Origin of the sequence: Gemmobacter lutimaris, assembly GCF_003570715.1 — a bacterium.
GTDB classification, from domain to species: domain Bacteria; phylum Pseudomonadota; class Alphaproteobacteria; order Rhodobacterales; family Rhodobacteraceae; genus Gemmobacter; species Gemmobacter lutimaris.
Genome location: NZ_QXXQ01000002.1, coordinates 161,677 through 187,646, shown reverse-complemented (window position 1 = coordinate 187,646; position 25,970 = coordinate 161,677). Strand labels below are relative to the sequence as shown.

At 63.5% G+C, this 25,970-nt stretch carries 24 protein-coding genes; 9 read left to right on the top strand and 15 right to left on the bottom strand.

From position 1 onward, the window contains the following. Together exbB and D2N39_RS04045 are read right to left on the bottom strand one after the other, a co-directional pair. Nucleotides 1-897: a tonB-system energizer ExbB gene (gene exbB, locus D2N39_RS04050; RefSeq protein ID WP_119133511.1), complete on the bottom strand. Its 897-nt coding sequence runs from the start codon at nt 895-897 to the stop codon at nt 1-3. Beyond that, nucleotides 891-2,972, bottom strand: coding sequence for a TonB-dependent receptor domain-containing protein (locus tag D2N39_RS04045; RefSeq protein ID WP_119133510.1), 2,082 nt, complete (start codon nt 2,970-2,972; stop codon nt 891-893). Before D2N39_RS04045 ends, exbB begins: the two co-directional genes overlap by 7 nt. Before the next feature lie 250 nt (nt 2,973-3,222). Here D2N39_RS04045 and D2N39_RS04040 point away from each other — a divergent pair, with 250 nt between their 5' ends. From D2N39_RS04040 to D2N39_RS04020, 5 genes are all read left to right on the top strand, one after another. Then, nucleotides 3,223-4,278, top strand: a complete 1,056-nt coding sequence (locus tag D2N39_RS04040; protein WP_119133509.1) for a hemin-degrading factor — start codon at nt 3,223-3,225, stop codon at nt 4,276-4,278. Continuing rightward, nucleotides 4,275-5,111, top strand: coding sequence for a heme/hemin ABC transporter substrate-binding protein (locus tag D2N39_RS04035; protein ID WP_119133508.1), 837 nt, complete (start codon nt 4,275-4,277; stop codon nt 5,109-5,111). The genes D2N39_RS04040 and D2N39_RS04035 overlap by 4 nt, the downstream gene beginning before the upstream one ends. A gap of 3 nt (nt 5,112-5,114) precedes the next feature. Then, nucleotides 5,115-6,173, top strand: a complete 1,059-nt coding sequence (locus D2N39_RS04030) for a FecCD family ABC transporter permease (RefSeq protein WP_119133507.1) — start codon at nt 5,115-5,117, stop codon at nt 6,171-6,173. A 1-nt stretch (nt 6,174) separates the two neighbouring features. Continuing rightward, nucleotides 6,175-6,957 (top strand): heme ABC transporter ATP-binding protein, encoded by a 783-nt coding sequence (locus D2N39_RS04025; RefSeq protein WP_119133506.1) that lies wholly within the window; start codon nt 6,175-6,177, stop codon nt 6,955-6,957. A 288-nt stretch (nt 6,958-7,245) separates the two neighbouring features. Further along, entirely contained in the window at nt 7,246-8,136 is an 891-nt protein-coding gene (locus D2N39_RS04020) for a cation diffusion facilitator family transporter (protein ID WP_119133505.1), read from the top strand. A 135-nt stretch (nt 8,137-8,271) separates the two neighbouring features. Here D2N39_RS04020 and D2N39_RS04015 read toward each other — a convergent pair whose 3' ends face one another. Then, nucleotides 8,272-9,156, bottom strand: coding sequence for a LysR family transcriptional regulator (locus tag D2N39_RS04015; RefSeq protein WP_199725199.1), 885 nt, complete (start codon nt 9,154-9,156; stop codon nt 8,272-8,274). A gap of 96 nt (nt 9,157-9,252) precedes the next feature. Here D2N39_RS04015 and D2N39_RS22790 point away from each other — a divergent pair, with 96 nt between their 5' ends. Beyond that, a complete protein-coding gene (locus D2N39_RS22790; protein ID WP_158589771.1) occupies nt 9,253-9,402 on the top strand; it encodes a hypothetical protein in 150 nt (49 codons plus the stop codon). A gap of 41 nt (nt 9,403-9,443) precedes the next feature. Here the strand turns inward: D2N39_RS22790 and D2N39_RS04010 are convergent, their stop codons facing one another. The 5 genes from D2N39_RS04010 to ccoN all read right to left on the bottom strand — a co-directional run bounded on the left by D2N39_RS04010 (nt 9,444) and on the right by ccoN (nt 13,958). Beyond that, nucleotides 9,444-10,367 (bottom strand): calcium-binding protein, encoded by a 924-nt coding sequence (locus tag D2N39_RS04010; RefSeq protein WP_119133504.1) that lies wholly within the window; start codon nt 10,365-10,367, stop codon nt 9,444-9,446. 143 nt (nt 10,368-10,510) lie between these two features. Then, nucleotides 10,511-11,392 carry a cytochrome-c oxidase, cbb3-type subunit III gene (gene ccoP / locus D2N39_RS04005; RefSeq protein ID WP_119133503.1) on the bottom strand — a complete coding sequence of 294 codons (882 nt, stop codon included), beginning with the start codon at nt 11,390-11,392 and terminating at the stop codon, nt 10,511-10,513. Nucleotides 11,393-11,395: 3 nt separating this feature from the next. Continuing rightward, the gene (locus tag D2N39_RS04000) at nt 11,396-11,602 is read right to left on the bottom strand and encodes a cbb3-type cytochrome c oxidase subunit 3 (RefSeq protein WP_119133502.1); all 207 of its coding nucleotides are present in this window, start codon (nt 11,600-11,602) and stop codon (nt 11,396-11,398) included. 10 nt (nt 11,603-11,612) lie between these two features. Next, a complete protein-coding gene (gene ccoO / locus D2N39_RS03995) occupies nt 11,613-12,338 on the bottom strand; it encodes a cytochrome-c oxidase, cbb3-type subunit II (RefSeq protein WP_119133501.1) in 726 nt (241 codons plus the stop codon). Nucleotides 12,339-12,350: 12 nt separating this feature from the next. After that, nucleotides 12,351-13,958: a cytochrome-c oxidase, cbb3-type subunit I gene (gene ccoN, locus D2N39_RS03990; protein WP_119133500.1), complete on the bottom strand. Its 1,608-nt coding sequence runs from the start codon at nt 13,956-13,958 to the stop codon at nt 12,351-12,353. Nucleotides 13,959-14,166: 208 nt separating this feature from the next. On the opposite strand from ccoN, the gene D2N39_RS03985 reads away from it, so the two are divergent. Beyond that, on the top strand, nt 14,167-15,012 hold the full coding sequence (locus D2N39_RS03985) for a universal stress protein (protein ID WP_119133932.1): 846 nt from the start codon (nt 14,167-14,169) through the stop codon (nt 15,010-15,012). A gap of 145 nt (nt 15,013-15,157) precedes the next feature. After that, nucleotides 15,158-15,895: a hypothetical protein gene (locus D2N39_RS03980; protein ID WP_119133499.1), complete on the top strand. Its 738-nt coding sequence runs from the start codon at nt 15,158-15,160 to the stop codon at nt 15,893-15,895. 154 nt (nt 15,896-16,049) lie between these two features. On the opposite strand, the gene fnrL is transcribed toward D2N39_RS03980, so the two are convergent. Beyond that, on the bottom strand, nt 16,050-16,796 hold the full coding sequence (fnrL, locus tag D2N39_RS03975) for a transcriptional regulator FnrL (protein WP_119133498.1): 747 nt from the start codon (nt 16,794-16,796) through the stop codon (nt 16,050-16,052). Nucleotides 16,797-16,859: 63 nt separating this feature from the next. Between fnrL and hemN the strand changes: the two genes are divergently transcribed. Continuing rightward, nucleotides 16,860-18,215 (top strand): oxygen-independent coproporphyrinogen III oxidase, encoded by a 1,356-nt coding sequence (gene hemN, locus D2N39_RS03970; protein WP_119133497.1) that lies wholly within the window; start codon nt 16,860-16,862, stop codon nt 18,213-18,215. 23 nt (nt 18,216-18,238) lie between these two features. Here hemN and D2N39_RS03965 read toward each other — a convergent pair whose 3' ends face one another. The 6 genes from D2N39_RS03965 to D2N39_RS03940 form a co-directional block, all read right to left on the bottom strand. Next, complete coding sequence (locus D2N39_RS03965; protein ID WP_119133496.1) at nt 18,239-19,477, bottom strand: glycosyltransferase family 4 protein; 1,239 nt, start codon at nt 19,475-19,477, stop codon at nt 18,239-18,241. An 11-nt stretch (nt 19,478-19,488) separates the two neighbouring features. After that, entirely contained in the window at nt 19,489-21,072 is a 1,584-nt protein-coding gene (locus D2N39_RS03960) for an ABC transporter ATP-binding protein (protein WP_119133495.1), read from the bottom strand. Then, nucleotides 21,069-22,175, bottom strand: a complete 1,107-nt coding sequence (locus tag D2N39_RS03955; protein WP_119133494.1) for an ABC transporter permease — start codon at nt 22,173-22,175, stop codon at nt 21,069-21,071. The genes D2N39_RS03960 and D2N39_RS03955 overlap by 4 nt, the downstream gene beginning before the upstream one ends. Nucleotides 22,176-22,177: 2 nt before the next feature. Beyond that, the gene (locus D2N39_RS03950; RefSeq protein ID WP_119133493.1) at nt 22,178-23,344 is read right to left on the bottom strand and encodes a microcin C ABC transporter permease YejB; all 1,167 of its coding nucleotides are present in this window, start codon (nt 23,342-23,344) and stop codon (nt 22,178-22,180) included. Nucleotide 23,345: 1 nt separating this feature from the next. After that, a complete protein-coding gene (locus tag D2N39_RS03945) occupies nt 23,346-25,253 on the bottom strand; it encodes an extracellular solute-binding protein (protein WP_119133492.1) in 1,908 nt (635 codons plus the stop codon). Between the two features lie 174 nt (nt 25,254-25,427). Next, on the bottom strand, nt 25,428-25,955 hold the full coding sequence (locus tag D2N39_RS03940; protein ID WP_119133491.1) for a c-type cytochrome: 528 nt from the start codon (nt 25,953-25,955) through the stop codon (nt 25,428-25,430). Nucleotides 25,956-25,970: the final 15 nt, after the last annotated feature.

The following is a 25,970-nucleotide window of genomic DNA, read 5'->3' as shown; positions in this document are numbered from 1 at the left end:
TCAGGCCCCCTTGCCCTGCGCCGCCGCCCGGTCCAGCGCGCGGCTTTGCAGCGCCTCAAGCGCCGCTGCAAGGTCGGTCATCCTGTGGCGGTAGCCCGCCAGCCGCCGCGACAGCAGGTTGTGGATCAACACCGCCGGAATCGCCGCCGCCAGCCCGATGGCTGTGGCAAGCAAAGCCTCGGCAATGCCCGGCGCGACGACGGCAAGGCTGGTGGTGCCGCTGTCTGCAATGGCGATGAAGGAATTCATGATGCCGAATACAGTGCCAAACAGCCCGATGAATGGCGCGGTTGCGGCGATGGAACCCAGAATGCCGGTGCCCGCGCGCAGGTGCAGCGCGGCACCTGCCTCGATCCGCTCCAACAGCAGCCGGGTGCGGTCACGGGTGCCGGGCAGCAGTGCCGGGTCTTCCAGAGCAAGGCCAAGTTCGGAGGCGGCGGCGCGGGCCATCTCGGCACCGGGGCCGCGGGCGGCGGCCATACCCTGCGCGGCCTCCTCCAGCGTGGCGGCCCCGGCCACCATGTGCAGCGCCCGCGCCAGACGGCGACGGGCCAGCGCGAATTCCACACTCTTGTGCAGCCAGACCGTCAGGGCCGTCAGCGCCGCCAGCGCCAGCACCGCCATGACCGCCTGAACCAGCCAATGCGCCTGCCGCACGATGGTTACCAGATCGCCGTGCCCGCCCTGCGGGGCGGTAACGGCAGGTACCGGGGCCGGGGCGGCCGCAGCCCCGACCCCAGCCTCGGCTTGCGGCAACCCTGCCCGATCCAAAGGATCGGACAAGGGTGCCGCGAGCTGCGCCGGAGGCTCTGCCAAGCCCATGCCAAGGGGAGGCGTCTGCCCGAAAGCAGGGCCCGCCAAAAGCGCCAGAACCAGCAGAACCCGAGCTTTTACCATGTGAACGCCTTGCTGATCGACAGCTTCGCATTCCGCCCCGGCGCCGCATCCAGCGACAGGTTGTTGCGATAGCTTTGGTCGAACACGTTCTCGACCGCGAAGTTCACATCCATCCCGGCAAGCACACCGCTATCCGGCGTCCAGGTGACGAAGATGTCATGCGTGTCGTAAGCGCCCGCCGAAGTAGTGGCCGAGGATGTGGTAATCCCGTCGAAGTAATAGCCGCGCCAGCCCAGCACCAGATTGTGCTCGGGCAGCTTGGCACCCAGCGTCAGCGCCACATTTTCGGCCGGGGTATCGGCCAGCGTCAGGCCGGTCGATGTGTCTTTCGATTTCACATGGCTCCATGCAAGGCTGCCGAACCAGCGTTCCGCATCATAGGCGGCTTCCAGTTCCGCCCCCCAGATCTTTGCCGCCGCGACGTTGCGATAATAGGGCGTGCCTGCTGTGGAATCGCGCGCGATCAGATTGGTCAGGTCGTTATGGAAAGCGGTGGCCTTCAGTTGCAGGCTGTCACCATCCGACAGCAGGTTTTCCCGCTTGAAGGTGAAGCCGAGTTCCACCGTTTCAGCCTCTTCCTTGTTCAGGTTCAGGCTTGGCGTTTCGTCGGCATCATAGCTGTAAAGCTCGTCCAGCGTCGGCATCCGCTCCGTCCGCGCCCAGGTGCCGAAAACGCCCCATTGGTCGTTGATCTCATACAGAACCGAAAGCTTGGGCGAGACGGCGGTATCGTCTTCGGCACTGGCCCCTGCCGCGACCGAGGCGGCCGAAGGTGTGCTCTGGCCGAAATCGGCACGCAGGCCCGGCATGATTGTCAGGCGGTCGTTCCAGGTGAATTCGCCCTGCACATAGACGCCGGTCTTGCGGTCGGTGCCTTCGGGGTGAAAGCCCAGCGCACCCAGCGACGAGGTGGCGACGCGCTTCTGTTCCGACATCTGGACGCCGAAAGTAACGAAGTTGTCCCAGTTGCCCGCCGACAGTTCAGCCGTGTTTTCCACCTTCAGGGTGGTGGTCTCATAGGCGAAATCGCTGTCACACAGCACTTGCAGCGTGCCGGGACCACACATGAACCCGAACGAGAAGTTGCGCTTCTCGACCGAGGTATCGGTATAGGACAACTGCACCGTCAGATCGAGCAGCGGGTTGTCGGCAAAGCCGTGGTGCCAGGTCAGTGTCGCGGTATCGTCGATCGTATGCACATCGGCGGTGCCGAAGCCTGCCATGGCCGCGCCGCCGGTCTGCGCCACCGCCGTATCGTCCAGATCGCTGTCCGTGCGCGAGAAGGACAGGGTGACACTTTGATCACCGTCATCGCCGAAGTTGAACTTGCCTTTCACAAGGCCCGACATCGCCTCGTGTTCGGTGCCTTGCAGGGCATTGCCGGCGCCGTCCTTCATCTGCCCGCCGCGCGAACTGTTCAGCGCGGTCAGGAATTCCGCATTACCGCGCCGGGCAGCCCAGATCAGCCCCAACCGGCTGCTGTCGCCATTCGAGCCATAGCCAGCTTTCAGCCGCACTGCGTTGTTTTCGTCTGCCGTCAGGAAATCTGACGCATCCTTGGTGGTGAAGGAAACCACCCCGCCGATGGTCCCCGAGCCATAAAGCGTTGACGAGGCCGGGCCGCGCAGCACCTCGACCCGCTTGAACAGTTCCGGGTCGCCGAAAAAAGACCCCATGCGGTATTGTTCAAAGAACTTCGGCGCGCCATCGACCACGACCTTGATCCGCTCTTCCGAAGCCGCCTGTTCGGTATTGCCGATGCCACGGATGTTGAACGCCTGCCCCAGCATCCGCGCCGAGGCCCCGGCCGCCTGAACGCCGGGCACCCCCTTGAACAGGTCCCCCACGCTCAGCGGTTGCGCGCGGTCGATGTCTTCCTGTTCGACCACGCTGACCGCCTGTGGGGTGTCGATGGCCACTTTGGCAGTGCCGGTGCCAAGGATGATGCGGCCAAGCATCTGGAAGAAGCCGCCCGCCTCGGTGGTGTCCTGTGCGGCGGCGGGTTGGGCGGTCAGCGCCATGGCGGTGGCGGCGGTCAGCAGAAGTGTGCGTCTTGCACGGGCGTGAATAGGCATGGCTGTCCCTTCGGTGACATTCTTGTTCTGGAAGGGCTGGCCGTGGGCATTGCCACTGCTGGCGGGCAGGGTCGAAAAAAATCCGACTTGATCTGTCAGTTTTTGGCTTCTAGAAATGCCGAGTGTAATTGTCAAGTATGCACTTCCGGCTGCCTGACACCAAATCGCGCCCCAGCCCGGCCCTTGGGTTTCACCCGGCCTCCGCCAGACATGCGCCCTGCCCAGATTCGCATGACGAAAGGATGCCGCCATGGCCGACGGCCAGACTCTGACCCTTGATGCCCCCGCAATCCGTGCGCTGCGCGCGGAATTTCCCAAGACCCGCGCCCGTGATTTCGCGGCGGCGCATGGCCTGACCGAAGCGGCGCTGGTCGCCGCCCATATCGGGCATGGCACCGTCGCCATTGATGCGACGCCCGACCGTCTGTTCCCGCTGATCCGCGATCTGGGCGATGTGCTGGCGCTGACGCGGAACGAAAGCTGCGTGCATGAACGGCGCGGCACCTACAGCGACTATCGCAGCGGCCCGCATGCCGCCATGGTGCTGGACCCGGAAATCGACATGCGGATCTTCCCGTCGCATTGGGTGCATGGTTTCGCGGTCGAGGAAACCGCCGGGGACGGCACGGTCAAGCGCAGCCTTCAGGTTTTCGATGCGGCGGGCGATGCGGTGCACAAGGTGCATCTGAAGCCCGAATCGGATGCGGCGGCCTTTGCCCGTCTGGTCGATGCGCTGCGCCTGCCCGAACAGCAGGCCGAGCGGAGCTATGAGGCCCGCAAGCCGGTGGAACCGGCAAAAGCCGCCCCCGACCGTGCCGCAGCCCTGCGCGCCGACTGGGACCGGATGACTGACACCCACCAGTTTCTGAAGCTGGTGAAGACACAGAAGATGAACCGCCTGGGCGCCTATCGCGTGGCCGGCGCACCTTATGCCGTGGCGCTGGAGCCGCGTGCAGTGACGGAAACCCTGACCCGCGTCGCAGAGGAACGTGTGCCGGTGATGATCTTCGTGGGCAATATGGGCTGCATCCAGATCCACGGTGGCCCGATTGACCGGGTGGTGCCGATGGGGCCGTGGATCAACGTCATGGACCCGCGCTTCAACCTGCATCTGCGCACCGACCATATCGCCGAGGTCTGGTGCGTGAACAAACCCACCCGCACCGGCGCCGCAATCAGCGTCGAGGCTTTCGATGCGGAGGGCGGGCTGATCCTGCAAATCTTCGGCTATCGCAAGGATACCCCGGCAGATGCCTGGAACGCTCTGGCCCATTCGCTGCCGCGTCTGGAAGCGGTGCCGGCATGAGGGCCCTGACGCTGACTGCACTGCTGCTGGCCAGCCCCGCGCTGGCCGGGGGCGAGCGTGTCATCACGCTGGGCGGCTCGGTCACGGAAATCGCCGTGGCGCTTGGCGCCGAGGATCGGCTGGTGGCGCGCGACACCACCTCGAACTTCCCGCCCGAGATCGAGGCTTTGCCCGATGTCGGCTATATCCGCGCGCTGTCAGCCGAAGGGGTGCTGTCGCTCGACCCCGATCTGATCGTGGCCGAAGGTGATGCCGGGCCGCAGCAGGCGGTGGATGTGCTGAAGGCGGCGGGTGTGCCTTTCGTGCTGGTGCCTGAAGACCCCACGCCGCAGGGCATTGCCGACAAGATCACCGCTGTCGCCGCCGCGCTGGACATGCCCGAGGCCGGTGCCACGCTGGCTGCGGAGGTGCAGGACGGTCTGGCCACCGCCGAAGCCCGCGCCGCCGCCGTGACCGACCGCAAGCGCGTGTTGTTCATCCTGTCGCTGCAAGGCGGGCGGATCATGGCGGGTGGCGAAGGCACCGAGGCCGAGGGCATCATCCGCCTTGCGGGTGGTGAAAATGCCGCGACCGGATTTCAGGGCTACAAGCAGATCGCGGACGAGGCTGTCCTGACCGCTGCGCCCGATCTGATCCTCATGATGGCGCGCGAGGGCGATCTGGCCATTGCGGATGCCGATATCCTGTCGCATCCCGCGCTGGCCGAAACCCCGGCCGCGCGCAATGGGGCGCTGGTGCGGATGGACGGGATGCTGCTTCTGGGCTTCGGTCCCCGCACGCCCGAGGCAGCCCGCGCGCTGTATGACGCGCTTTACGGCCAGGCAGGGGGCTGAGCCATGGTTGCGCTTGCCCCGCCCTCCCCCGGCCTCGCCCGCCCTGATCCACGCCGCGTGACCCTGTTGCTGGCCCTCGCAACGCTGTTGCTGGCGCTCCTGTCGCTGGGCACTGGCGCGGCGGGGCTTGGCCCGGCCGAACTGCTGTCGGCATGGGCCGACGAGGGGCTGGACCGGCGCGCGCAGGTGATCCTGTGGGACATCCGGCTGCCGCGTCTGGCGCTGGGATTGATGGTTGGCGCCGCGCTGGCGGTGTCAGGCGCGCTGATGCAGGGGCTGTTCCGCAATCCGCTGGCCGATCCGGGTATCGTCGGCGTCGGCGCGGGCGCGGGATTGGGGGCGGTGCTGGCCATCGTGCTGGGCGGGCTGTTGCCTGCCGGGGTCGCCGCCTTTGTCGGTGCGCATCTGGTGCCGCTGGCGGCCTTTCTGGGCGGCTGGGTCGCCACGCTGCTGCTTTACCGCGTCGCCACGCGCGGCGGGCGCACTTCGGTTGCCACCATGCTGCTGGCCGGGATCGCGCTGGGAGCGTTGGCGGGCGCGCTGACCGGCATCCTTGTCTACCTCGCCGATGACCGGCAATTGCGCGACCTGACCTTCTGGGGCATGGGTTCGCTCGCCGGGGCAAGCTGGCCCCGGATCGGCGCCAGCCTGCCGTTGATCCTGCCGGTTCTTGTTCTCTCGCCACTGCTCGCACGCGGGCTGAATGCGCTGGCACTGGGCGAGGCGCAGGCCGCCCATTTGGGCATCGCGGTCGAGCGGGTGAAGCGTTTCGCTATCCTTGGCGTCGCCGCAGCCGCGGGCGCGGCGGTGGCGGTGGCGGGTGGCATCGGTTTTGTCGGCATCGTGGTGCCGCATCTGCTGCGCCTGCTGGGTGGGCCGGATCACCGCCATATTCTGCCACAGGCCGCACTGCTGGGTGGCGGGCTGCTGGTCGGCGCCGACATGATCGCACGCAGCCTCGTGGCCCCGGCCGAATTGCCCATCGGCATCGTAACGGCCTGTCTTGGCGCGCCGGTCTTCCTGTGGATTTTGCTGCGCCGCAAGGGCGGGATGGGGTTGTAGGATGCTGGAAACCCGAGACCTTCATGTCACGCTGGGACGGCGCGAGATCCTGCGCGGTCTTGGCTTCACCGCCAGCCCCGGCACCGTTACCGCCATCATCGGGCCAAACGGATCGGGCAAGACCACGCTTCTGCGCGCCCTGACCGGCGAGGTGCCCTATCGCGGGCGCATAAGCCTGAACGGGCATGACATCGCCCGCACACCGGGGCCAAGGCTTGCCGCTTTCCGCGCGGTTCTGGCGCAGGAAACCCATGTCGCCTTTCCCTTCACCGCTGCCGAAATCGTGCGACTGGGGTTGGAGGCCGGGATCGGCGCGCATGACCCGACCCTGCCCGAGCGTCTGCTGGCCGAGGTGGACCTGCCCGGTTATGGCCCCCGCCCCTATCACGACCTGTCAGGGGGCGAGCAGGCACGGGTGCAACTGGCGCGTGTTCTGGCGCAGGCGCGACAGCCTGTCACCCCGCAAGGACCGGGCTGGCTGATGCTGGATGAACCCGTCGCCAGCCTCGACATCGCGCATCAACTGCTGGTGATGCGGCTGGCGCAGCGGTTTGCCCGCGCAGGTGGAGGGGTGATCATGGTGCTGCATGACCTGAACCTGACCGCCATGGTGGCCGACCGGGTGCTGCTGATGGCAGGCGGGCGGCTGGCCGCAAGGGGCACCCCGGCCGAGGTGTTGGCCGACACCGTGCTGCAAGCCGCCTTCGGCTGCGCCATCCGCGCCAATACCCCGCCCAGAACCGGGCCATGGGTGCTGCCGCAATCGGTGCTGGCCGACAGTTGATCTGCGCGGCGCGCTGGCATCGCTTCGGGGTCGGCAGGACACAAACACGCAAGCTTCGCACACAGGCGGTTGCGGCCACGCATCGAATCCCGTTAAAGCGGCGCCGATAGCGCAACCGCCCTGACATCCCGCCCAACGGGAACAGTTTTCTATCCGGGCGCGCATTCGACACATCCCGCCGGGCAAAACCCGGCCCCAACCCGTCACCGCAAGATGCGCTGGCGCGGTATCACTCGCGGAACGGCACCGCCTCTGATACCCCGAAAAGACCCTTGTCAGGAGCCTGCCATGTCCTCGACCCTCCGGCTTGCCATTGGCAGCGTTCTGATCGGCTTGATCGTTCTGGGCATCAAGGGGCTGGCGTGGTGGATCACGGGTTCGGTCGCCCTGTATTCGGATGCACTGGAAAGCACGGTAAACGTCGCCACCGCGATTGCGGCGCTGATCGCCATTCAGGTGGCCTCGCGCCCCGCCGATGCCTCGCACCCCTACGGCCATCACAAGGCCGAATTCTTCAGTGCGGTGCTGGAAGGGGTGATGATCATCATCGCCGCCCTGCTGATCCTGCGTGAAGCCTTCGACGGCTTTCTGAACCCCGTTGCGCTGGATCTGCCGATCGAGGGGCTTCTGATCAACGGTGCAGCCACCGTCATCAACGCCGTCTGGGCATGGCTGTTGGTCACACGCGGACGCAGCAGCAAATCGCCGGCGCTTGTGGCGGATGGCAGACATCTGTTCACCGATGTGATCACCTCGGCCGGCGTCGCCTTGGGCGTTCTGCTGGCAGTGGTCACCGGCTGGTGGGTGCTTGATCCTGTGATGGCGGCGCTGGTTGCCGTCAACATCCTGTGGTCCGGCGCCAAGGTGGTGCGAGAATCGCTTAGCGGGCTGATGGACGAGGCGGTGCCGCAGGATGTTCTGGACCGCGTGCGCAGCATCATTTCCACCGAAGCAGGCGGCGCGGTCGAGGCGCATGACCTGCGCACCCGCCACGCGGGCAAGGCGACCTTCATCGAATTTCACCTTGTCGTGCCCGGTGAGATGAGCGTTTTTGACGCGCATGAGATTTGCGATCAGGTGGAAGAAGCCCTGAAAACCGCGGTGCCGGGCGCGCGGATCACCATCCACGTCGAACCCGAACACAAGCAGAAGCACGCGGGAATTGTGGTGCTGAGCTGAGATTGGCCTGAGAATGGGAAGGCACCGCTACCCCCAGGAAACGCGCGAACAGGATGGGGCGGCGGTGCCATTGTCCAGCTTTGGACCCGGACGATTTACTTTCCCGCGAAATCGGCCCGCGCACCTTGACCTGCATCAAATGGCGCCATCGGCGCCTGCGTCCGACTGTCGCAGCAGCCAGCGCACGAAGGCCGCCAGCGGTGGGCGCATCTCGCCCGGACGACGGACAAGGAAATACCCTTCGCGTTCCGAATCCTCGTGCAACTGCCGCAACCGGCCGGCCGCGATGTCGCGCGCGACAAAGGCACGGGCCACCACCGTAACCCCCTGCCCGTCGCGGGCCGCATCCAGCATCAGGTTGCCCGGCAGCGAGACCATGCCTGTCCGCCGCGTTAGCCCGTGCTTTTCCAGAAAGGCCGTGGCCTCGGTCGTGCCCAGTTCCTGCAACCACGGCAGTTCGGCCAGATGTGCCAGATCCGGCACGTCATCACCCGGAACAAGTGCGGGCGCCGCGACCACCACGACCGACGAGCGCAGCAACAGCCGTGAATCAAGCCCCGGCCAGTTGCCGTTCCCATAGCGCAGCGCCACATCCGCCTCGCGCCCCAACTCTCGCAGTTCGGCCGCCGGGTCAATCATCAGGTCGATGCCGGGATGACGCGCGCGAAAATCGGGCAGGCGCGGCAGCAACCATCCGCCCGCGAAGGTCGGCGTGGCCGTCACCCGCAAGGGCTGTGCCGCATCTGCCCCTGTCAGTTCGGCAATGACGGCCGCAATCTGAGCGAACCCTGCCTCCAGCGCATCGGCCAGCCGCCGCCCTTCCGCCGTCAGTACCAGCCGCCGCCCGCCCCGGTCCACCAGCGTAATCCCCAAATGCGCCTCAAGCCCGCGGATTTGCTGGCTGATCGCGGCATGTGTCACCCCGATCCGCGCCCCCGCTTCCTCCAGCCCCGAGGCAGAGGAAAAGGCGGAAAACGCACGCAGTGCGGAAAGCGGCGGCAGGTGGCGCCAGTCAATCATGTAAGTCCAACTTTCATTGAAAAAGAATCGCTGCCTCGCTGTAACCACTGATTTCAGGCATATTCAGAGCATGAACCGATAGCAGAGGTCAAAGAAATGCTTAACCTGATTGCCGAAAGCCTGTTGATCGCCACCCGGATGGATCGCCACAATGGGCGTGAAAAACTGGCCGAGCAGCGCAGGCTGCAAGACGAATGGTTCTGGCAGGGGCGGCGCAGCCTCCCGCAGGACCGGCACCACGAATGATGCAGGCCCCCGCGCTGCCGGGGGCCTTTGCCTGTGCCAGATCAGCCATAAAGCAGGATGTGATCCTGCGCGGCCACAAGATCGGCCTTTGTCATCCCTTCCACAACAACAAACCCATCACGGCCAATGCGGATCACGGCATCCCCGTCCACCGTCTTCGTATTGGCCAGCAGCTTTTGCATATCGTTATCGCCGAAGCGGGCAATGTCATAAAAATTCAGGTAGTCGTTCTGGTCTGGGTTGAAATCCTTCACCACCTTGCGGCCCGCCTCGTCCGAGAAGATGAACGAATCGAAGCCCGCACCGCCGATCATCGTGTCGTCGCCCGTGCCGCCGTAGATCGTGTCGTTACCCTTCCCCGCATTGACGAAATCATCACCACCCCGAACGAAGATCATGTCATCGCCCGCGCCGCCGAACAGCCGGTCATTGCCATCACCGCCATCCAGATTGTCGTCACCGGACCCGCCGTTCAGCGTATCGTTGCCCGCGCCGCCCCCCAGCGTATCATTGCCCGTGCGCCCGAAGACCTTGTCATTGCCCGACCAGCCCGACAGCCGGTCATGTCCGCCCCGACCGTCCAGCAGGATCGAACTGCTGCCCGCGGTGATCTGGTCATCCGTCCGGGTTGCGACGATCCGCTCGATCCCGGCAAAGGTATGCGACGCGGCCCAGCCATAGCTGTAGCCTCCGCTCAGGTTCAGTTGCAGGATAATGCCGATGCTGCCGTCATAACGCACGGTATCGTAGCCCGCGCCACCGTCATGGAACTCGCGCCCTTCGCTTGCGATGAACAGGTCGCGGCCCTTGCCGCCATAAAGCTCGTCCACATCCGCCCCGCCGGACAGTGTATCATTGCCGTTATAGCCCTTCAGCGTGTCATCCCCCGCGCCGCCAAACAGGCTGTCGGCCTTGGGCGTGCCCTTGACCAGATTGTCACCACCGTTGCCCCTGCGAATTGCCATTGCGTCCTCCAACCAATTTCTTGAAATGCCGGGTTTCCCCGGAGCGGGAGCATAGCACGGTTCTGCCCCGACACCGAATCCGGAGGCCGGAAATGAAAACCCCCGCCGTTGGCGGGGGTTTTGCAGCTTCGCTAGGGATGCGGTTATTCGCCGCCGCCGAGGCTATGAACGTAGACCGAAACCGCGCGGATCTGGTCTTCCGTCAGGCGGGCGTTCCAGTTCGGCATCACGCCAAACCGCGCATTGGTCACCGTTTCGGTGACGGTTGCCCGGTCGCCACCATAAAGCCAGACGGCGTCCGTCAGGTTCGGTGCCCCCTGCGCACGGTCGCCTGTGCCGTCTTCCGCATGGCAGGCCGCGCAGTTGTCGGTAAAGACCACAGCGCCGGCGGTTGCCTTGGCGGCATCATGCTCTTGCCCCGAGATCTGGAGGACGTATTCCACGACCTCTTCAATCTGCGGCTTTTCCAGCAGGCCATCGGCACCGAATTTCGGCATTTCCGAATAACGCGCATCGGCATCGGTGGTATTGCGGATACCATGGGTGACCGTCGCGTGGATGTCCTCCATGGTGCCGCCCCACAGCCAGTCGTCGTCCAGCAGGTTGGGGTAACCCTTGTTGCCGGCCGCGCCTGCCCCGTGGCACTGGGCACACCAGGTCTTGAACACGGCGGAACCCGCAGCCTTGGCATAGCCGTCCAGCTCGGGGTCGGTCGAGATCGCGTTCAGATCGGCCGCCACCAGTTTCGCCTTGATCGGCGCATTGGCATCGTCGAACCGCTTGATTTCTTCCGCGACGGCCAGACGGGTATCGCCCGCCGCCGTTTCCCCCAGCATCCCCTGCGTGGCGCTGCTGATCAGCGGCCAGGCCGGATAGGCGATCGAATAGCCGAAGGCCCAGATGATGCAGAGATAGAAGGTCCAGAGCCACCAGCGAGGCATCGGGTTGTCATATTCCCGGATGCCATCCCATTCATGCCCGGTGGTCGGAACCTCGCCCGGTTTCTTCACTTGCTTGGCGCACATGTCTTACGCCTCCTTCAGTTTGCTGGCGGCCGGCTCCGCAGCGGACGCGGCGGGCCGCGTCTCGTTGCGGAAGATCGACGTGGCGGCTTCTTCCTGTGCCTTGCGGCTGCCGGGCCGGAAGGCGTAGAAAACCACGCCCACAAACACAAGCGTCATAAACAGAAGCATCCAACTGTCGGCGAAGTGGCGGAGAACGGTGTAAAGATCCATATCCCCCTCCTTACCGCGCCGGATCCGGCTGGAAGGTCGAAAAATCGACCAGCGTGCCAAGCATTTGCAGATAGGCGATCAGCGCATCCATCTCGGTCAGATCTGCCTGGCCGTCGAAGTTGCGGGTCTGTGCCTTGGGATAGCGTGCCAGCAAGCCCTCGGTATCGGCATCGGGCGAAGCCTGTGCCGCGAAGTCCGCCTCGGCATTCTCCATCATCTCGTCGGTATAGGGCACACCGACCAGACGGTTCGCCGACATCGAGTCCTTGATGTAGCGGGCGTCGATGACGTTGCCCATCAGGAACTCATACTTCGGCATCACCGATTCCGGCACCACCGATTGCGGGTTCTTCAGGTGGTCCACATGCCATTCGTCGGAATAGCGGCCACCCACGCGGGCCAGATCCGGCCCGGTGCGTTTGGACCCCCACTGGAACGGATGGTCATACATCGATTCCGCCGCCAGCGAGTAATGGCCATAGCGTTCGACCTCGTCGCGCATCGGACGGATCATCTGGCTATGGCAGACATAGCAGCCTTCACGGATGTAGATTTCACGCCCCGCAAGCTCCAGCGGGCTGTAGGGGCGCATCCCCTCCACCTTCTCGATGGTGTTTTCGAGGTAGAACAGCGGCACGATCTGCACCAGACCGCCAATCGTCACCACGAGGAAGGACAGCACGAGCAGCAGCGTCGCATGCGTCTCGATGGCCTTGTGTTTGTCAAGAAAAGCCATTGCAGTCGCTCCTCATTCTGCCGGGACGAAGTTGTTCGCGTTGACAGCCGCCTTGGCGGGCTGGGCACGAACAGTCATCCACAGGTTGTAGCACATGATGATCGCCCCGGTGAGGAACATGACCCCACCCAGCGCGCGCACCACATACATCGGGAACTTCGCGGCCACGGTATCGGCGAAGGCGTTAACGAGGAAGCCATTGGCATCCACTTCGCGCCACATCAGGCCCTCCATGATGCCGGTCACCCACATCGACGAGGCGTAAAGCACGATGCCGATGGTCGCCAGCCAGAAGTGCCAGGACACGAGGCTCAGGCTATACAGCCGTTCGCGGTTCCACAGACGCGGCACGAGGAAGTAAAGCGCGCCGAAGGTGATCATGCCGTTCCAGCCAAGCGCGCCGGAGTGGACGTGACCGATGGTCCAGTCAGTGTAGTGCGACAGCGAGTTCACCGCCTTGATCGACATCATCGGGCCTTCGAAGGTCGACATGCCGTAGAAGCCGACCGACACCACCATCATGCGGATGATCGGATCGGTGCGCAGCTTGTCCCAGGCGCCCGAGAGCGTCATCAGGCCGTTGATCATGCCACCCCACGACGGCATCCACAGCATGATCGAGAACACCATGCCCAGCGTCGAGGCCCAGTCAGGCAGCGCGGTATAGTGCAGGTGGTGCGGACCGGCCCAGATATACAGGAAGATCAGCGCCCAGAAGTGGATGATCGACAGCTTGTAGCTGAAGACCGGACGTTCGGCCTGCTTCGGCACGAAGTAATACATCATCCCCAGGAAGCCAGCGGTCAGGAAGAAGCCCACGGCATTGTGGCCATACCACCATTGCGTCATCGCATCCTGCACGCCCGAGAACAGCGAGACGGATTTCGACGACAGGAAGCTGACCGGGATGGCAAGGTTGTTCACCACATGCAGCATCGCCACGGTGACGATGAACGACAGGTAGAACCAGTTCGCCACATAGATATGCGGTTCTTTGCGCATGATGACGGTGCCGAGGAACACCAGCAGGAACGAGACCCAGACGACCACGATCCACCAGTCGATATACCAGACGGTTTCGGCATATTCACGGCCCTGCGAGCCGCCCAGCACATAAGAGGTCGCCGCCAGCACGATCATCAGCTGCCAGCCCCAGAACACGAACCACGCCAGATTGCCGCCCCACAGACGCGCGGCGCTGGTGCGCTGCACGACGTAGAAGGCGGTGCAGATCAGCGCGTTGCCCCCGAAGGCGAAGATCACGGCCGAGGTGTGAAGCGGACGCAGGCGTCCGAAGTTCAGAATCCCCTCGACGCCGGGAATATTCAGTGCGGGGAAAGCCAGCTGGAAGGCGATGACCACACCGACCAGAAAGCCCACGACGCCCCAGAAGGCCGTCGCGATCACGCCGGCGCGCACCACACCGTCGTTGTATTCGTTCTTCGCGGCTACCGCGACCGGCTCACCCATACGACGCGCCACCCAGATGAAGGTAATGGCGGCCGCAAGCATGACGACGATCGCGTTAACCTGATAAGGCAGGTCATGCGCGTAATTGGCGGCAATCGCGGCAAAGACCGCGATCACGCCAAGCACGACCAGTTTAACGTAATCCCACATTTTGCGTCCCTTCGTCTTGGCCCGGTCCACCCCCGCTGGTCCGCGAGTCGTCCGGGCGCTTTTCGACTGTCCCGCTTTCGCAGATGCGGCGACAGGTGGCATTGATCCATATCAACCCAAGGGACCCCGCAGGTTGATCGAAGTCAATGCGGCATCCTGCGCACCACATTATCCTGCCATGATCCAAACGCGCGAGGAGATTGAGAAAATGAGCTACAAGTCCCTCACAACCGTAGTGACTTCGGCCGACGAGGCGCAGGCCACCATTGCCCCCGTTGTGCGGCTGGCGGATGCGCTGGATGCGCATCTTGATGTGCTGGCGCTGGGGGTGGACCGCACGCAGGTCGGTTATGCCTATATCGGCGGCGGCAGCGTGATCCTTCAGGCCGCGCTCGATCAGGCCGAGGCCGAGGCGCGCGCCGCCGAATCCGCCGCCCGTGCCGCACTTGAGGAATATTCCTCGGATCAGCGCTGGAGCGTGGAAAGCGCCGTGGCGCAGCTTGGCGCGCTGTCAGATCTGGTGTCGTTGAAGGCCCGTTTCGCCGATCTGGTCGTGCTGCCCCCGCCCTATGGCAAAGGCAAATCCGCCGAGGCGGAGGCGGTGGTGGAAGCCGCCCTGTTCGAAAGTCAGGCGCCTGTGCTGGTGCTGCCCGAAACCACCCGCGAGGTCGCCATGCCGCAGCGCGTGGTGATCGGCTGGAACCAGAGCCGCGAGGCCATGGTGGCCGTGCGCCGCGCCCTGCCCTTCCTGAAAGGCGCGCAACTGGTCAACATCGCCATCATCGACCCGCCGCAGCACGGCCCCGAACGGTCCGACCCCGGTGGCGCGCTCTGTCAGATGCTGGTGCGCCATGGCGTGAAGGCCGAGGTTTCGGTGCTGGCCCGGACCATGCCGCGCATCTCGGACGTGCTGAACCGCCATGTCCGCGACATTGACGCCGACATGCTGGTCATGGGCGCCTACGGCCATTCGCGCTTCCGCGAAGCCATTCTGGGCGGCGCCACCCGCAATATGCTGGAACACGCCGAAGTGCCGGTGCTGATGGCCCACTGATCCCTGCCGCGCCCGCTTTGGCGGGCGCTTCGCCGTTGGGGACCAGCAAGGGTGGCCGCCCCCTCAGGACATGTGTTGACGCCATGTTTTCTTTACCGTCATACAATGACATGATTTCAGATATTTGCAGGCAATCAGGAATAACATGACAAGCGATCTTCTGCGTTTCTGGAATGATGCCCCACTGGAACACCCAGCCTTCATACACCCCCGCGACGACATTCCCGCCAAGCTGATCCAGCCCGGCATATCATCATATCCAGATTTCCTGGCAGCATTCGAAAACGACCAGCTTTCACCTACGGCCTTTCACCTGAATCTTCTGCCGCAGCCATATCAAGGCGATCTGGACAATGCGGAGATCCTGTTACTGTTCACCAATCCGGGCCTGTCCGCCTGTGACTATCACACGGAAGACAATTACCCAGACTTCCGTGAAGACCTGATTGCGACAATCCGCCAAGAGCGGCGGGATCATCTGTTTCTCAATCCCAAATGGGCCTGGACAAGCGGCTTTGTCTGGTGGGAAAGCAAGTTGCGTGACGTGGCACGGCTCATCGCGACCGAACGCTTTGACGGGCATTACGGCCGTGCTTTGGCGGATCTTTCGCGACGCATTGCCGCTATTGAACTTGTGCCATATCATTCCTTCAAGTTCAGTGGCTTCAAGGAAACAGCATCCGCCGATGCTGCCCGGCGTTTTGTCGCGAATGTTGACCCAAGTCGAACGGTTATCGTTACCCGCAGCGTGCCGGACTGGCGCTTGCCGGATGCCACACACATCATCAAATATCCCACAACACACGCTAGAAGCGCAAGCCTCGGCGTCAACTCCATAGGTGGTAAAGCAATTCTCAGTCGCTACGGCATTGTAGCCACTTGAGCATTCCGGGCTGACAACCGATCAGAGACAACTGTCTTGGCGCTGGCATGACCCACTATATCCGAAGCGCCAATCAGATACCGGCAATATGAAAAAGCAGAAGGGAGAGGTTTATCAACCCCCTGACCCTGTCTTGGGTCAGAGCGCTCGCCACTCAGCCCAGCACACCGCCGTCGCTGTCGTCGCCTGCCTCTTCCAGCAGAAGGTCGAAATCGGGGATGGTGACGTGGCGCTTGCCGTCCAGCAGGATGATCCCCTCGCGCCGCAGGGCCGAGATCTGGCGGCTGACGGTTTCAAGGGTCAGGCCCAGATAATCGGCCATTTCCTCGCGCGTCAGCGGCAGGTCAAACACCAGCGGCCCTTTCGCCGTCTTCAGTTTCAGCGTCGCGTCGCGCCGGGCGATGATCGCCAGAAGCGAGGCTATCTTTTCCCGCGCCGTCTTGCGGCCCAGAAGCAGCATCCATTCCCGGGCAGCATCCAGTTCGTCCAGCGTCATTTCCAGCAGGCGCTGGCCGATATGCGGTGTGGACAGCATCATGTCCTCGAACGGCTTCTTGCGGAAGCAGCACATCACCAGATCGGTGGTCGCAGTCACGTCATAGGCCGCCGTGGACCGCCCCGGCCGCCCGACGAAATCCGAAGGCAGCAACAGCCCGACCATCTGGCGGCGCCCATCCTCCATGGTCTGCGTCAGCGTGGCGATGCCACTGACGACGGACGCCACGAAATCCATCCGGTCACCCGACCAGACCACCGTCTGACCAGCCTGATAGGAGCGGTAATACTTGATCTGCTCCAACCGCGACAGTTCGTCTGCCTCGCAGCGGGCGCAGACGGCGCGGTGTCTGATGGGGCAATCCCCGCACTCGTGATGCACTAGGTGCATATCCTGCATCGGCATCGCGGTTTCCTAGTATTGATCTGGGTCAAGGCTGTTGCGCTTTACCCTGCCTAATCTAGTTGCATGGACAAGGAATCGCAACTCACCCGGCTCGGACTTTTCGACGCGCGCGTGCCCCGGTATACCAGTTATCCCACGGCCCCGCATTTTGGAAACGACGTCAGCCCCGCGCTGTTCACCCGCTGGATCGAATCGATTCCCGCGGGTTCTGCAATTTCGCTTTATCTGCATGTGCCGTTCTGCCGGCGCCTCTGCTGGTTCTGCGCCTGCCGCACGCAGGGCACCTCCAGCGACGAGCCGGTTCTGGCCTATGTGCAGACCCTGAAGGCGGAAATCGCGCTCTTGAAGGCGCATCTGCCCAAGGGCGTGCATCTGAGCCGCCTGCACTGGGGCGGTGGCACGCCGACCCTGCTGAAGCCCGACATGATCCGCGATCTGGCCGCAACGGTGTTTGACGCCGTGCCGATGGGGGAAGACGCCGAGTTCTCGGTCGAGATTGATCCTGACGAGGTAGATGCCGCACGGCTTGATGCGCTGGCGGCGGCGGGGATGAACCGCGCCTCGATCGGCGTGCAGGATTTCGACCCCGAAATTCAGGCCACCATCGGCCGCATCCAGCCCTATGACCTGACCAAGCGTGTCGCCGACATGATCCGCGACCGTGGCGTGCGCAGCCTGAATGCCGACATCCTTTACGGCCTGCCGCATCAGACGCAGGCCCGCATTTCCGACAGCGTCCAGAAGCTGCTGACACTTTCCCCCGACCGGGTGGCGCTTTACGGATATGCCCATGTTCCGTGGATGAGCCGACGGCAGCAGATGATCCCCTCGGATGCCATCCCAACTCCGCAAGAACGGCTGAAACTGTTCGAAACGGCGGCGCAACTGTTCGATTGGGATGGATACGAATCCATCGGCATCGACCACTTCGCCCGCCCCGAGGACGGGCTGGCGGTAGCGGCACAGTCCGGCGGGCTGCGGCGGAATTTCCAGGGCTACACCGATGACCGCGCCGATGTGCTCGTGGGGCTTGGTGCCTCCAGCATCTCGCGCTTTCCGCAGGGCTATGCGCAGAATGCCTCAGGCACCTCGGATTATACCAGATCGGTGCGCGCCGGACAGTTCACCACGCATCGCGGTCATGTATTCAGCGGCGAGGACAAGTTGCGCGGCCGTATCATCGAGGCGCTGATGTGCGACTTCCGCGTCTCGCGGACCGAGTTGATCCGCGATTTCGGGGTGGACGACGCCGCGCTGTCCGTGATGTTTGCCAAGACAAAAGCCCAGTTTGGCGACATGGTCCGCGTCGATGCCGCGGGCATGGCCATCCCGGCGCCCGCCCACCCGCTGACCCGGATGATCGCCCGCACCTTCGACGCCTACGACCACAGCAAAGCCCAGCATTCGGCGGCCATCTGAGGCCGCCGTTTCCGCTATCCCTTTCAGGCCCCGACTGTCCGGCCCGGCGCGAAGCTTTCGACCCAATCCACCATCTGCGGCAGACAGACCGTGCGCAGGTCATAGCCTTTGACAATGGTTTCGCGCGCGGCGCGTCGCAGGTCCATAAAGCGTTCGGGCCGCGCCAGCGCCCGCGTGACCATCTTTGACCAGCCCTCGACATCGAAGAAATCGACCAGACGGCCATTCACGCCATCGTCGATCAGTTCGGCCACCGGCGCGGTGCGGGAACCGACGATCATGCAGCCCGCGCTCATCGCTTCCAGCAGCGACCAGCTGAGGACGAACGGATAGGTCAGGTAGGCATGCACGCGGCTGACCTGCATCATGCTGACGAAGGTGGGATAAGGCACCTTGCCCATGAAGTGCACCCGCGACATGTCCAGCCGGTCTTTCACCTGATCCAGATAGATGTTCTTCCAGCTTTGCCCCTCGGGCGCAGGGCGGCCATAACTCACCTCGTCGCCACCAACGATGACAACCTGCGCCTCGGGCCGTTCAGCCATGATGGCGGGCAGCGCGCGCATGAAGGTGTGATAGCCGCGATAGGGTTCCAGATTGCGGTTCACGAAGGTCAGCACCTCGTCCCCAGCCTTCACCACCCGGCCATTGGGCAGCGTCAGCGTGGCCGCCGGATCGGGTTGCATCACCTCGGTATCCACACCGTCGAAGATCACCTTGATCCGCTCGCGCAGGATCGGCGGGTAGGTGCTGGCCTGCCAGCGCGTCGGTGACAGCCCGGCATCGGCATGCAGCAGCGCCTGCCCCAGATGCGCGGTGCGGCCCTGCGCGATCATCACCTGATCGAAATTCGGCCGGTCGAATTCCGGGTCGAAGCCAACATCGGCGCCACGTCCCTTGTAATAGAACTCGGCATAGACCAGCAGCTTTGCCTCGGGCCAGACTTCCTTCAGGAACAGCGTCTCGCCCCAGCCGGAATGACCGAAGATCACATCGGGGATATAGCCTTTTTCGCGCAACTGCATGGCGGCGCGGGCTACGGTGACGCCCCGGTCGCTCATCTGCGTATAGTTGCGCCCCAGACGGCAAGCCTGCGGATCGGACGGAGAGGCGCTGTGGCGATACTTCACCACCGGAATATCCGAGGAGCGATTGTTGACCGCATCGGTCAATGCAAGGCAGTCATGGCCGCGCCGTTGCATTTCCGGCGCCAGATGCAGGAACTGGCCGGGGAAATTCTGGTGAACAAACAGGATCTTCATGCAATGCCTCGTCACGCGCCAAAAGCGGCGGCCATCAGGGCACGGGTATAATCGGTTTGCGGTGCCTCGAACACCGCCTGCCCCTCACCCGCCTCCACAACGTCGCCATTCCGCATCACCAGCACCTTGTGCGACAGCGCCCGCACCACCCGCAGGTCATGGCTGATGAACAGATAGGCCAGACCGTATTTGCGTTGCAGGTCGCGCAGAAGATCGACGATCTGCACCTGAACCGTCATGTCCAGCGCCGAGGTCGGTTCATCCAGCACCACCAGTTTCGGCCGCAGGATCATGGCGCGCGCCACTGCGATGCGCTGCCGCTGCCCGCCGGAAAATTCGTGCGGGTAACGCCCCATCGCGGCCGGGTCCAACCCGACTTCGACCATGATGTCGCTGACCATCTCGCGCCGGTTGCGGCCGGGTTCGAGGCCGTGAACACCGAGCCCTTCGGCGATGATCTCCTCCACCGTCATCCGGGGGCTGAGCGATCCGAACGGGTCCTGAAACACGATCTGCATGTCGCGGCGCAAGGGGCGCAGCTGGCGGCTGTGCCAGCCCGAAATTTCCTGCCCCATGAACACGATCCGCCCTTCCGAACCGATCAGCCGCATGATGGCCAGCGCCAGCGTCGTCTTGCCCGATCCGCTTTCGCCAACGATGCCCAGCGTCTCGCCCGCGCGGACAGAGAGGCTGGCGTCGTTCACCGCCTTCACATGGCCGGTGACCTTGCGCATAAGGCCGGTGTGGATCGGGAACCAGACACGCAGGTTTTCGGTGCGCACCAGTTCGGGCGCTACTTCGGGCACCGGATCGGGGCGGCCCTGCGGTTCTGCCGCCAGCAATTTCCGCGTATAGGGATGCTGCGGATTGGCGAAGATTTCGGCGGCCGGTCCCTGTTCGACCACCTCGCCATCCTTCATCACGCAGACACGGTCGGCGATGCGCCGCACGATCCCCAGATCATGCGTGATGAACAGCATCGACAACCCTTCGCTGCGTTTCAGATCGGCCAGCAGGTCAAGGATCTGCGCCTGAATCGTCACATCCAGCGCGGTGGTCGGTTCATCGGCAATCAGCAGTTCCGGCCCGTTGGCCAGTGCCATGGCGATCATCACGCGCTGCCGCTGCCCACCAGAAAGCTGATGCGGATAAGATCCCAACCGGCTTTCGGCATCGCGGATGCCGACCTTGTTCAACAGATCGACAACCCGCGCCCGCGCCGCCTGTCCCCGCAGCCCCTGATGCAGCGCAAGGCTTTCGGTCAACTGCTTTTCGATCGTGTGCAGCGGGTTCAGGCTGGTCATCGGCTCCTGAAAGATGAAGCTGATGTCATTGCCCCGGACGCGGCGCAGATCGGCCTCGGGCGCGCCCACCATCTGCGTGTCCTGATAGGTGATCGAGCCATCGACCATCGCGCTGTCGGGCAAAAGCCCCACGGTGGACAGCGCCGTCACCGATTTGCCAGATCCGCTTTCCCCCACCAGCGCGACCGTCTCGCCCCGGCCCACAGCAAAACTCACGTCCCGCACGGCATGGACGATGCGGCCATCCTGCCGAAAGCGCACGTTCAGCTTTTCAACGGACAGAACGCTCATCGGAAGGTCTTTCTGGGGTCGAAAGCATCGCGCACGCCTTCAAAGATGAAAACCAGCAGCGACAGCATCAGCGCGAAGGTGGTGAAGGCGGTAAAGGCAAGCCAAGGTGCTTGCAGATTGTCCTTGGCCTGTTGCGTCAACTCGCCCAGCGAGGGCGCCGAGGCAGGCAGGCCAAAGCCGAGGAAATCCAGCGCCGCCAGCGTGCCGATGGTGCCGGTGACAAGGAAGGGAAGCATAGTCAGCGTGGCCACCATGGCATTGGGCAGCACATGGCGCACCATGATCACCCGGTCTGGCACGCCCAGCGCCCGCGCGGCGCGGACATATTCGAAGTTGCGCGCCCGCAGGAATTCAGCCCGCACCACGCCGATCAGCGAGGTCCAGCCGAACAGCACCATCAGCCCGATCAGCAGCCAGAAGCTCATCTGCCAGATCGCGCCGACAATGATGATGATGTAAAGCGAGGGCGTGGCGCCCCAGATTTCAATCACGCGCTGGAAGGTCAGATCAACCCAGCCACCAAAATAGCCCTGCACCGCGCCCGCCGCGATGCCGATGATACTGGTCAGCGCAGTCACGATCAGCGCAAAGCTGATCGACAGGCGGAAGCCGTAGATCACCCGCGCCAGCACATCGCGCGCGGTATCGTCGGTGCCCAGCCAGTGCTGCGCATCCGGGGCCGAGGGCGCAGCGCCGCCCAGATCGTTGATCGTGTTGTAGCTGTAGGGAATCGGCGCCCAGAGGATCCAGCCGGGCACCACCGGCTGGCCATCGACCGCACCCGTCTTGGCCTGTGCGATCACCCCTTGCGGATCGTCCCAGCAGGCCTCCGCCCCCTGCGCGACGATCAGGCATTGCACCTCGGGGTCGCGGTAAGCTGCCTCGGTCTGAAAGTCGCCGCCAAAGGCTGTTTCGGGATAGAACTGCAGGAAGGGCGTGTAATATTCCCCCTTGAAGCTGACCAGCAGCGGCTTGTCATTGGCGATCAGCTCGGCCCCAAGCGACAGGCCGAACAGCACGGCAAAGATCCACAGCGACCAGAAGGCCCGGCGATTGGCCTTGAAATTGCGCCAGCGGCGCTGGTTCAGCGGCGAAAGCGCCATGGTCAGCCCCTCCGCTCGAAATCAATGCGCGGATCGACCAGCACATAGGTCATGTCGGAAATGATCCCGACGACCAACCCCATCAGCCCGAAGATGAACAGCGTCCCGAACAGCACCGGGTAGTCGCGGTTCACCGCCGCCTCGAACCCCAGTCGGCCCAGACCATCCAGCGAGAAGATCGTCTCGATGATGATGGACCCGCCGAAGAACACGCTGATGAACACCGCCGGAAAACCCGCAATGACGATCAGCATGGCATTGCGGAACACATGGCCATACAGCACCCGGCTTTCGGTCAGCCCCTTGGCCCGCGCCGTCATCACATATTGCTTGCGGATTTCATCCAGAAAGCTGTTCTTCGTCAGCAGCGTCAGCGTGGCGAAGCTGGAGATGGTAGAGGCGGTGACGGGCAGCACGATATGCCACAGGTAATCCGTGATCTTGCCCCAGAGGCTCATCTGGCTCCAGCCGTCCGAGGTGAGGCCCCTGAGCGGAAACCACTGCCAGTAAGAGCCGCCCGCGAACAGCACCAGCAGCAGGATAGCGAAAAGGAAGCCCGGAATCGCATAGCCCACGATGATCATGGCCGAGGTCCAGGTGTCGAAAGCAGACCCGTCGCGCACCGCCTTGCGGATTCCCAGCGGAATGGAAATCACATAGGCAATCAGCGTGGACCACAGGCCCAGCGTGATCGAGACCGGCATCTTTTCCAGCACCAGATCGGTGACGCTGATCGACCGGAAGTAGCTTTCGCCGAAATCGAAGCGCAGGTAATTGCCCATCATGATTCCAAAGCGTTCCAGCAGAGGGATAGGCTCCTTGTGGCATTCCGGCGCGCGGGTGCTGACCGGGCCGGTATAACCCTCGGCGCAGATGATACGGGCAAAGCCGAATTGCGCCTCCAGATCGTCGATGAAATCGGCGGGCAGACCGCGCGCGCCGATATAGCCGGAATCGTTGCCCGCGCCCGTCGCGGGTGCCCCGCCCGACCCGGCATCGCCGCCCCCGCCGGAAATCGACTGGAACGCATCGCCCGCGCCATCCAGCCGGGCCAGAACCTGTTCCACAGGCCCGCCAGGCACGAATTGAGTCAACACGAAATTGATGACCATGATCCCGAGCAATGTCGGAATGATCAGCAGAAGCCTGCGCAGCAGATAGGCGCCCATGTCAGCGCAGCGCCCCCTGAGCCTTCATCACGCCCAGCTTCGCTTCGTCCATCCACCACAACCCGTCGCCGCGCGAATAGGGCGGCTGTTCCGGCGGGCGGCCGAAGACATCCCAATAAGCGACCAGATACTTGCCGCTATACCAGTTCGGCACCCAGATCTGCTTGAACCGCAGCACCCGGTCCAGCGCCTTGGCGCGCACTGTCAGCTCCTCGCGCGTTTTGGAGGCGATGACCAGTTCGACCAGTTCATCCAGCACCGGATCGGCAACCCCGCTGAGATTGGCCGAGCCCTTGGCATCGGCGGATTCAGTGGTGAAGAACTGCCGCAATTCGACCGACGGGGTTTGCGACATCACGAAACGGCCGCTGATCAGGTCGTATTCGAAATCCTCTTGCCGCTGCTGCATCTGGGCTGCGTCGATATGGGTCAGCCGCGCGTCGATGCCCAGCGCCTTGAGGTTGGCGATATAGGGATTCAGCACGCGGTCGAACGAGGGCTGGTCCTCGATGAACTCCAGCGTGAACACCTGCCCCTTGTCATTGCGGCGCAAGCCACCCTCACCCACTTTCCAGCCCGCTTCGTCCATCAGCGCCGAGGCCTGACGCAGGATCTTGCGATCGAGCTGGCGCAGCTTTCCGGTCGCGGGGTCTGTCGCCTCGTAAACCGGGGGTTCATAGGCCGGTTCGGTAAAGATTTCAGGCGGCAGCCGGTCGCGGAACTGTTCCAGCACCGCAAGCTCCTCGCCCTCTGGCAGGCCCTCGGCTTGCAGCGGCGAGTTTTCAAAGAAGCTGTCGGTGCGTTTGTAAAGATCGAAGAACAGCGTCTGGTTCGACCATTCGAAGTTGAACATCATGCCCAGCGCCTGCCGCACCCGCGGATCGGCGAATTTCTCGCGCCGCAGGTTGAACCAGAACCCCTGCGTGCCCGAAGGGTTGTTGTCGGCCAGTTCCTCGCGCTTCACCCAGCCCTTCTTCAGCGCCGGAAAATCATAGGCCGTGGCCCAGATCAGCGAGGAAAACTCTTGCTGCAACAGATAGCCACCGGATTTGAACGCCTCGAAGGCCGCCGTGGTATCGGCGTAATACTCATAGGTATAACAGTCGAAATTCGCGCCGCCGATGTTCACCGGCAGATCGGCCCCCCAGTAATCAGGGTTGCGGCAATAGGTGATCGACCGGCCGGGCTTTACATCCTTCACCACGAACTGTCCCGATCCGACCGGCGGCACCAGTGTCGATTCCGTAAAATCAACCTTGTCGTAGTAATGCTTCGGCAGGATCGACAGACCGCCCGCCAGCGCAGGCAGATCACGGGTAGAGACGCCGGGCCGGAAGGTGAACTTCACGCGATGCGGGTCCAGCGCCTCGACCTTTTCGATGTCCTTCAGGGCAACCTTGTAGCTGGGCGCGCCCTTGTCCAAAAGCACCTCGTAGCTGAACACGACATCCGCCGCCGTGACTGGCTCCCCATCCGAGAACGTCGCCTCGGGCCGCATGTTGAAAATGACCCACGACCGATCCTCGGGGTATTCGATGCTGGAGGCCACCAACCCGTAAGAGGCGTCCGGTTCATCGGGCGAGCCGCTCATCAGGCTGTCATACAGCAGCCCCAGCCCCTGCGCCGGCTCTCCCTTCAGAATGAAGGGGTTCAGGCTGTTGAAGGTCGAACTGGCGCCGGTGCCGCGAAAGCTCATGGTGCCGCCCTTGGGCGCGTCGGGGTTCACATAGTCGAAATGCGCGAAATCGGCCGGGTATTTCAGATCCCCGAAGGTCGAGATGCCATGCGCCCGGATCACCTTTTCCTCGGCCAGTGCGGGTGCCACCGTGACAGCCACCAGCAACCCCGGCCCGATCACCCGCATCGGGTGAAACTTGCGGCGGGTCGTGCGGGCGGTGCGGTGCGGCATGAAACTCTCCTGCGGCCTTCTTGGCGTGCGTTTGGGTCGAGAGTAGCGGAAATTCCCCTGCCCTCAAGGCGCGTTTACGTTATCCGGGGCGCGTTTGCGTTATCCATCGTGAATGCCGCAAACGAAAAGGCCACCCGCGAGGGGTGGCCCGAGCATTGCGCAAGAAGCGCAGGATCACGGATGCGCAGTCGCCAGCCATGCGATCAGGTTCGCGCGGTCGTCGATCTTCGGCAGACCGGCGAAGGACATCTTGGTGCCCGGTGCATAGCCTTTCGGGTTGGTCAGGAACTTTTCCAGATTTTCGGGGGTCCAGCTGTCGCTCGCCATGGCCTTCAGCGCGTCCGAGTAACCGAAGCCATCGACCGAGGCTTTCGCACGGTTCACGACACCATCCAGATGCGGGCCGGTGCTGTTGGTGCCATCGACCTTGTGGCAGGCCTTGCACTTGGCAAAAACCTTCTCGCCCTTGGCCGGATCGGCGGCGGCATAGACTTCTTCCCACGAGGGACCAGCCTCGGCGCCTGCGTCACCCGCGCCGCCGGCATCGGCAACCTCGATCACATAGCTTTGCGATTCTTCGCCTTCGCCATGACCGCCTTCCATCGAATACAGCGCCGTGGCAGCCCAGTTGCCCAGAAGGAACACGAGAAGCGACCCGCAGACCGCACCCAGCACCTTCGTGAAAGTCATCGTGTCGAACATGTCGCGTCCCGTTTT

What these genes read in the sequence shown, in the direction of transcription:
- exbB (WP_119133511.1), bottom strand. Translation starts at nt 897, where the DNA reads ATGGTAAAAGCTCGGGTTCTGCTGGTTCTGGCGCTTTTGGCGGGCCCT.
- D2N39_RS04045 (WP_119133510.1), bottom strand. Translation starts at nt 2,972, where the DNA reads ATGCCTATTCACGCCCGTGCAAGACGCACACTTCTGCTGACCGCCGCC.
- D2N39_RS04040 (WP_119133509.1), top strand. Translation starts at nt 3,223, where the DNA reads ATGGCCGACGGCCAGACTCTGACCCTTGATGCCCCCGCAATCCGTGCG.
- D2N39_RS04035 (WP_119133508.1), top strand. Translation starts at nt 4,275, where the DNA reads ATGAGGGCCCTGACGCTGACTGCACTGCTGCTGGCCAGCCCCGCGCTG.
- D2N39_RS04030 (WP_119133507.1), top strand. Translation starts at nt 5,115, where the DNA reads ATGGTTGCGCTTGCCCCGCCCTCCCCCGGCCTCGCCCGCCCTGATCCA.
- D2N39_RS04025 (WP_119133506.1), top strand. Translation starts at nt 6,175, where the DNA reads ATGCTGGAAACCCGAGACCTTCATGTCACGCTGGGACGGCGCGAGATC.
- D2N39_RS04020 (WP_119133505.1), top strand. Translation starts at nt 7,246, where the DNA reads ATGTCCTCGACCCTCCGGCTTGCCATTGGCAGCGTTCTGATCGGCTTG.
- D2N39_RS04015 (WP_199725199.1), bottom strand. Translation starts at nt 9,156, where the DNA reads ATGATTGACTGGCGCCACCTGCCGCCGCTTTCCGCACTGCGTGCGTTT.
- D2N39_RS22790 (WP_158589771.1), top strand. Translation starts at nt 9,253, where the DNA reads ATGCTTAACCTGATTGCCGAAAGCCTGTTGATCGCCACCCGGATGGAT.
- D2N39_RS04010 (WP_119133504.1), bottom strand. Translation starts at nt 10,367, where the DNA reads ATGGCAATTCGCAGGGGCAACGGTGGTGACAATCTGGTCAAGGGCACG.
- ccoP (WP_119133503.1), bottom strand. Translation starts at nt 11,392, where the DNA reads ATGTGCGCCAAGCAAGTGAAGAAACCGGGCGAGGTTCCGACCACCGGG.
- D2N39_RS04000 (WP_119133502.1), bottom strand. Translation starts at nt 11,602, where the DNA reads ATGGATCTTTACACCGTTCTCCGCCACTTCGCCGACAGTTGGATGCTT.
- ccoO (WP_119133501.1), bottom strand. Translation starts at nt 12,338, where the DNA reads ATGGCTTTTCTTGACAAACACAAGGCCATCGAGACGCATGCGACGCTG.
- ccoN (WP_119133500.1), bottom strand. Translation starts at nt 13,958, where the DNA reads ATGTGGGATTACGTTAAACTGGTCGTGCTTGGCGTGATCGCGGTCTTT.
- D2N39_RS03985 (WP_119133932.1), top strand. Translation starts at nt 14,167, where the DNA reads ATGAGCTACAAGTCCCTCACAACCGTAGTGACTTCGGCCGACGAGGCG.
- D2N39_RS03980 (WP_119133499.1), top strand. Translation starts at nt 15,158, where the DNA reads ATGACAAGCGATCTTCTGCGTTTCTGGAATGATGCCCCACTGGAACAC.
- fnrL (WP_119133498.1), bottom strand. Translation starts at nt 16,796, where the DNA reads ATGCCGATGCAGGATATGCACCTAGTGCATCACGAGTGCGGGGATTGC.
- hemN (WP_119133497.1), top strand. Translation starts at nt 16,860, where the DNA reads ATGGACAAGGAATCGCAACTCACCCGGCTCGGACTTTTCGACGCGCGC.
- D2N39_RS03965 (WP_119133496.1), bottom strand. Translation starts at nt 19,477, where the DNA reads ATGAAGATCCTGTTTGTTCACCAGAATTTCCCCGGCCAGTTCCTGCAT.
- D2N39_RS03960 (WP_119133495.1), bottom strand. Translation starts at nt 21,072, where the DNA reads ATGAGCGTTCTGTCCGTTGAAAAGCTGAACGTGCGCTTTCGGCAGGAT.
- D2N39_RS03955 (WP_119133494.1), bottom strand. Translation starts at nt 22,175, where the DNA reads ATGGCGCTTTCGCCGCTGAACCAGCGCCGCTGGCGCAATTTCAAGGCC.
- D2N39_RS03950 (WP_119133493.1), bottom strand. Translation starts at nt 23,344, where the DNA reads ATGGGCGCCTATCTGCTGCGCAGGCTTCTGCTGATCATTCCGACATTG.
- D2N39_RS03945 (WP_119133492.1), bottom strand. Translation starts at nt 25,253, where the DNA reads ATGCCGCACCGCACCGCCCGCACGACCCGCCGCAAGTTTCACCCGATG.
- D2N39_RS03940 (WP_119133491.1), bottom strand. Translation starts at nt 25,955, where the DNA reads ATGTTCGACACGATGACTTTCACGAAGGTGCTGGGTGCGGTCTGCGGG.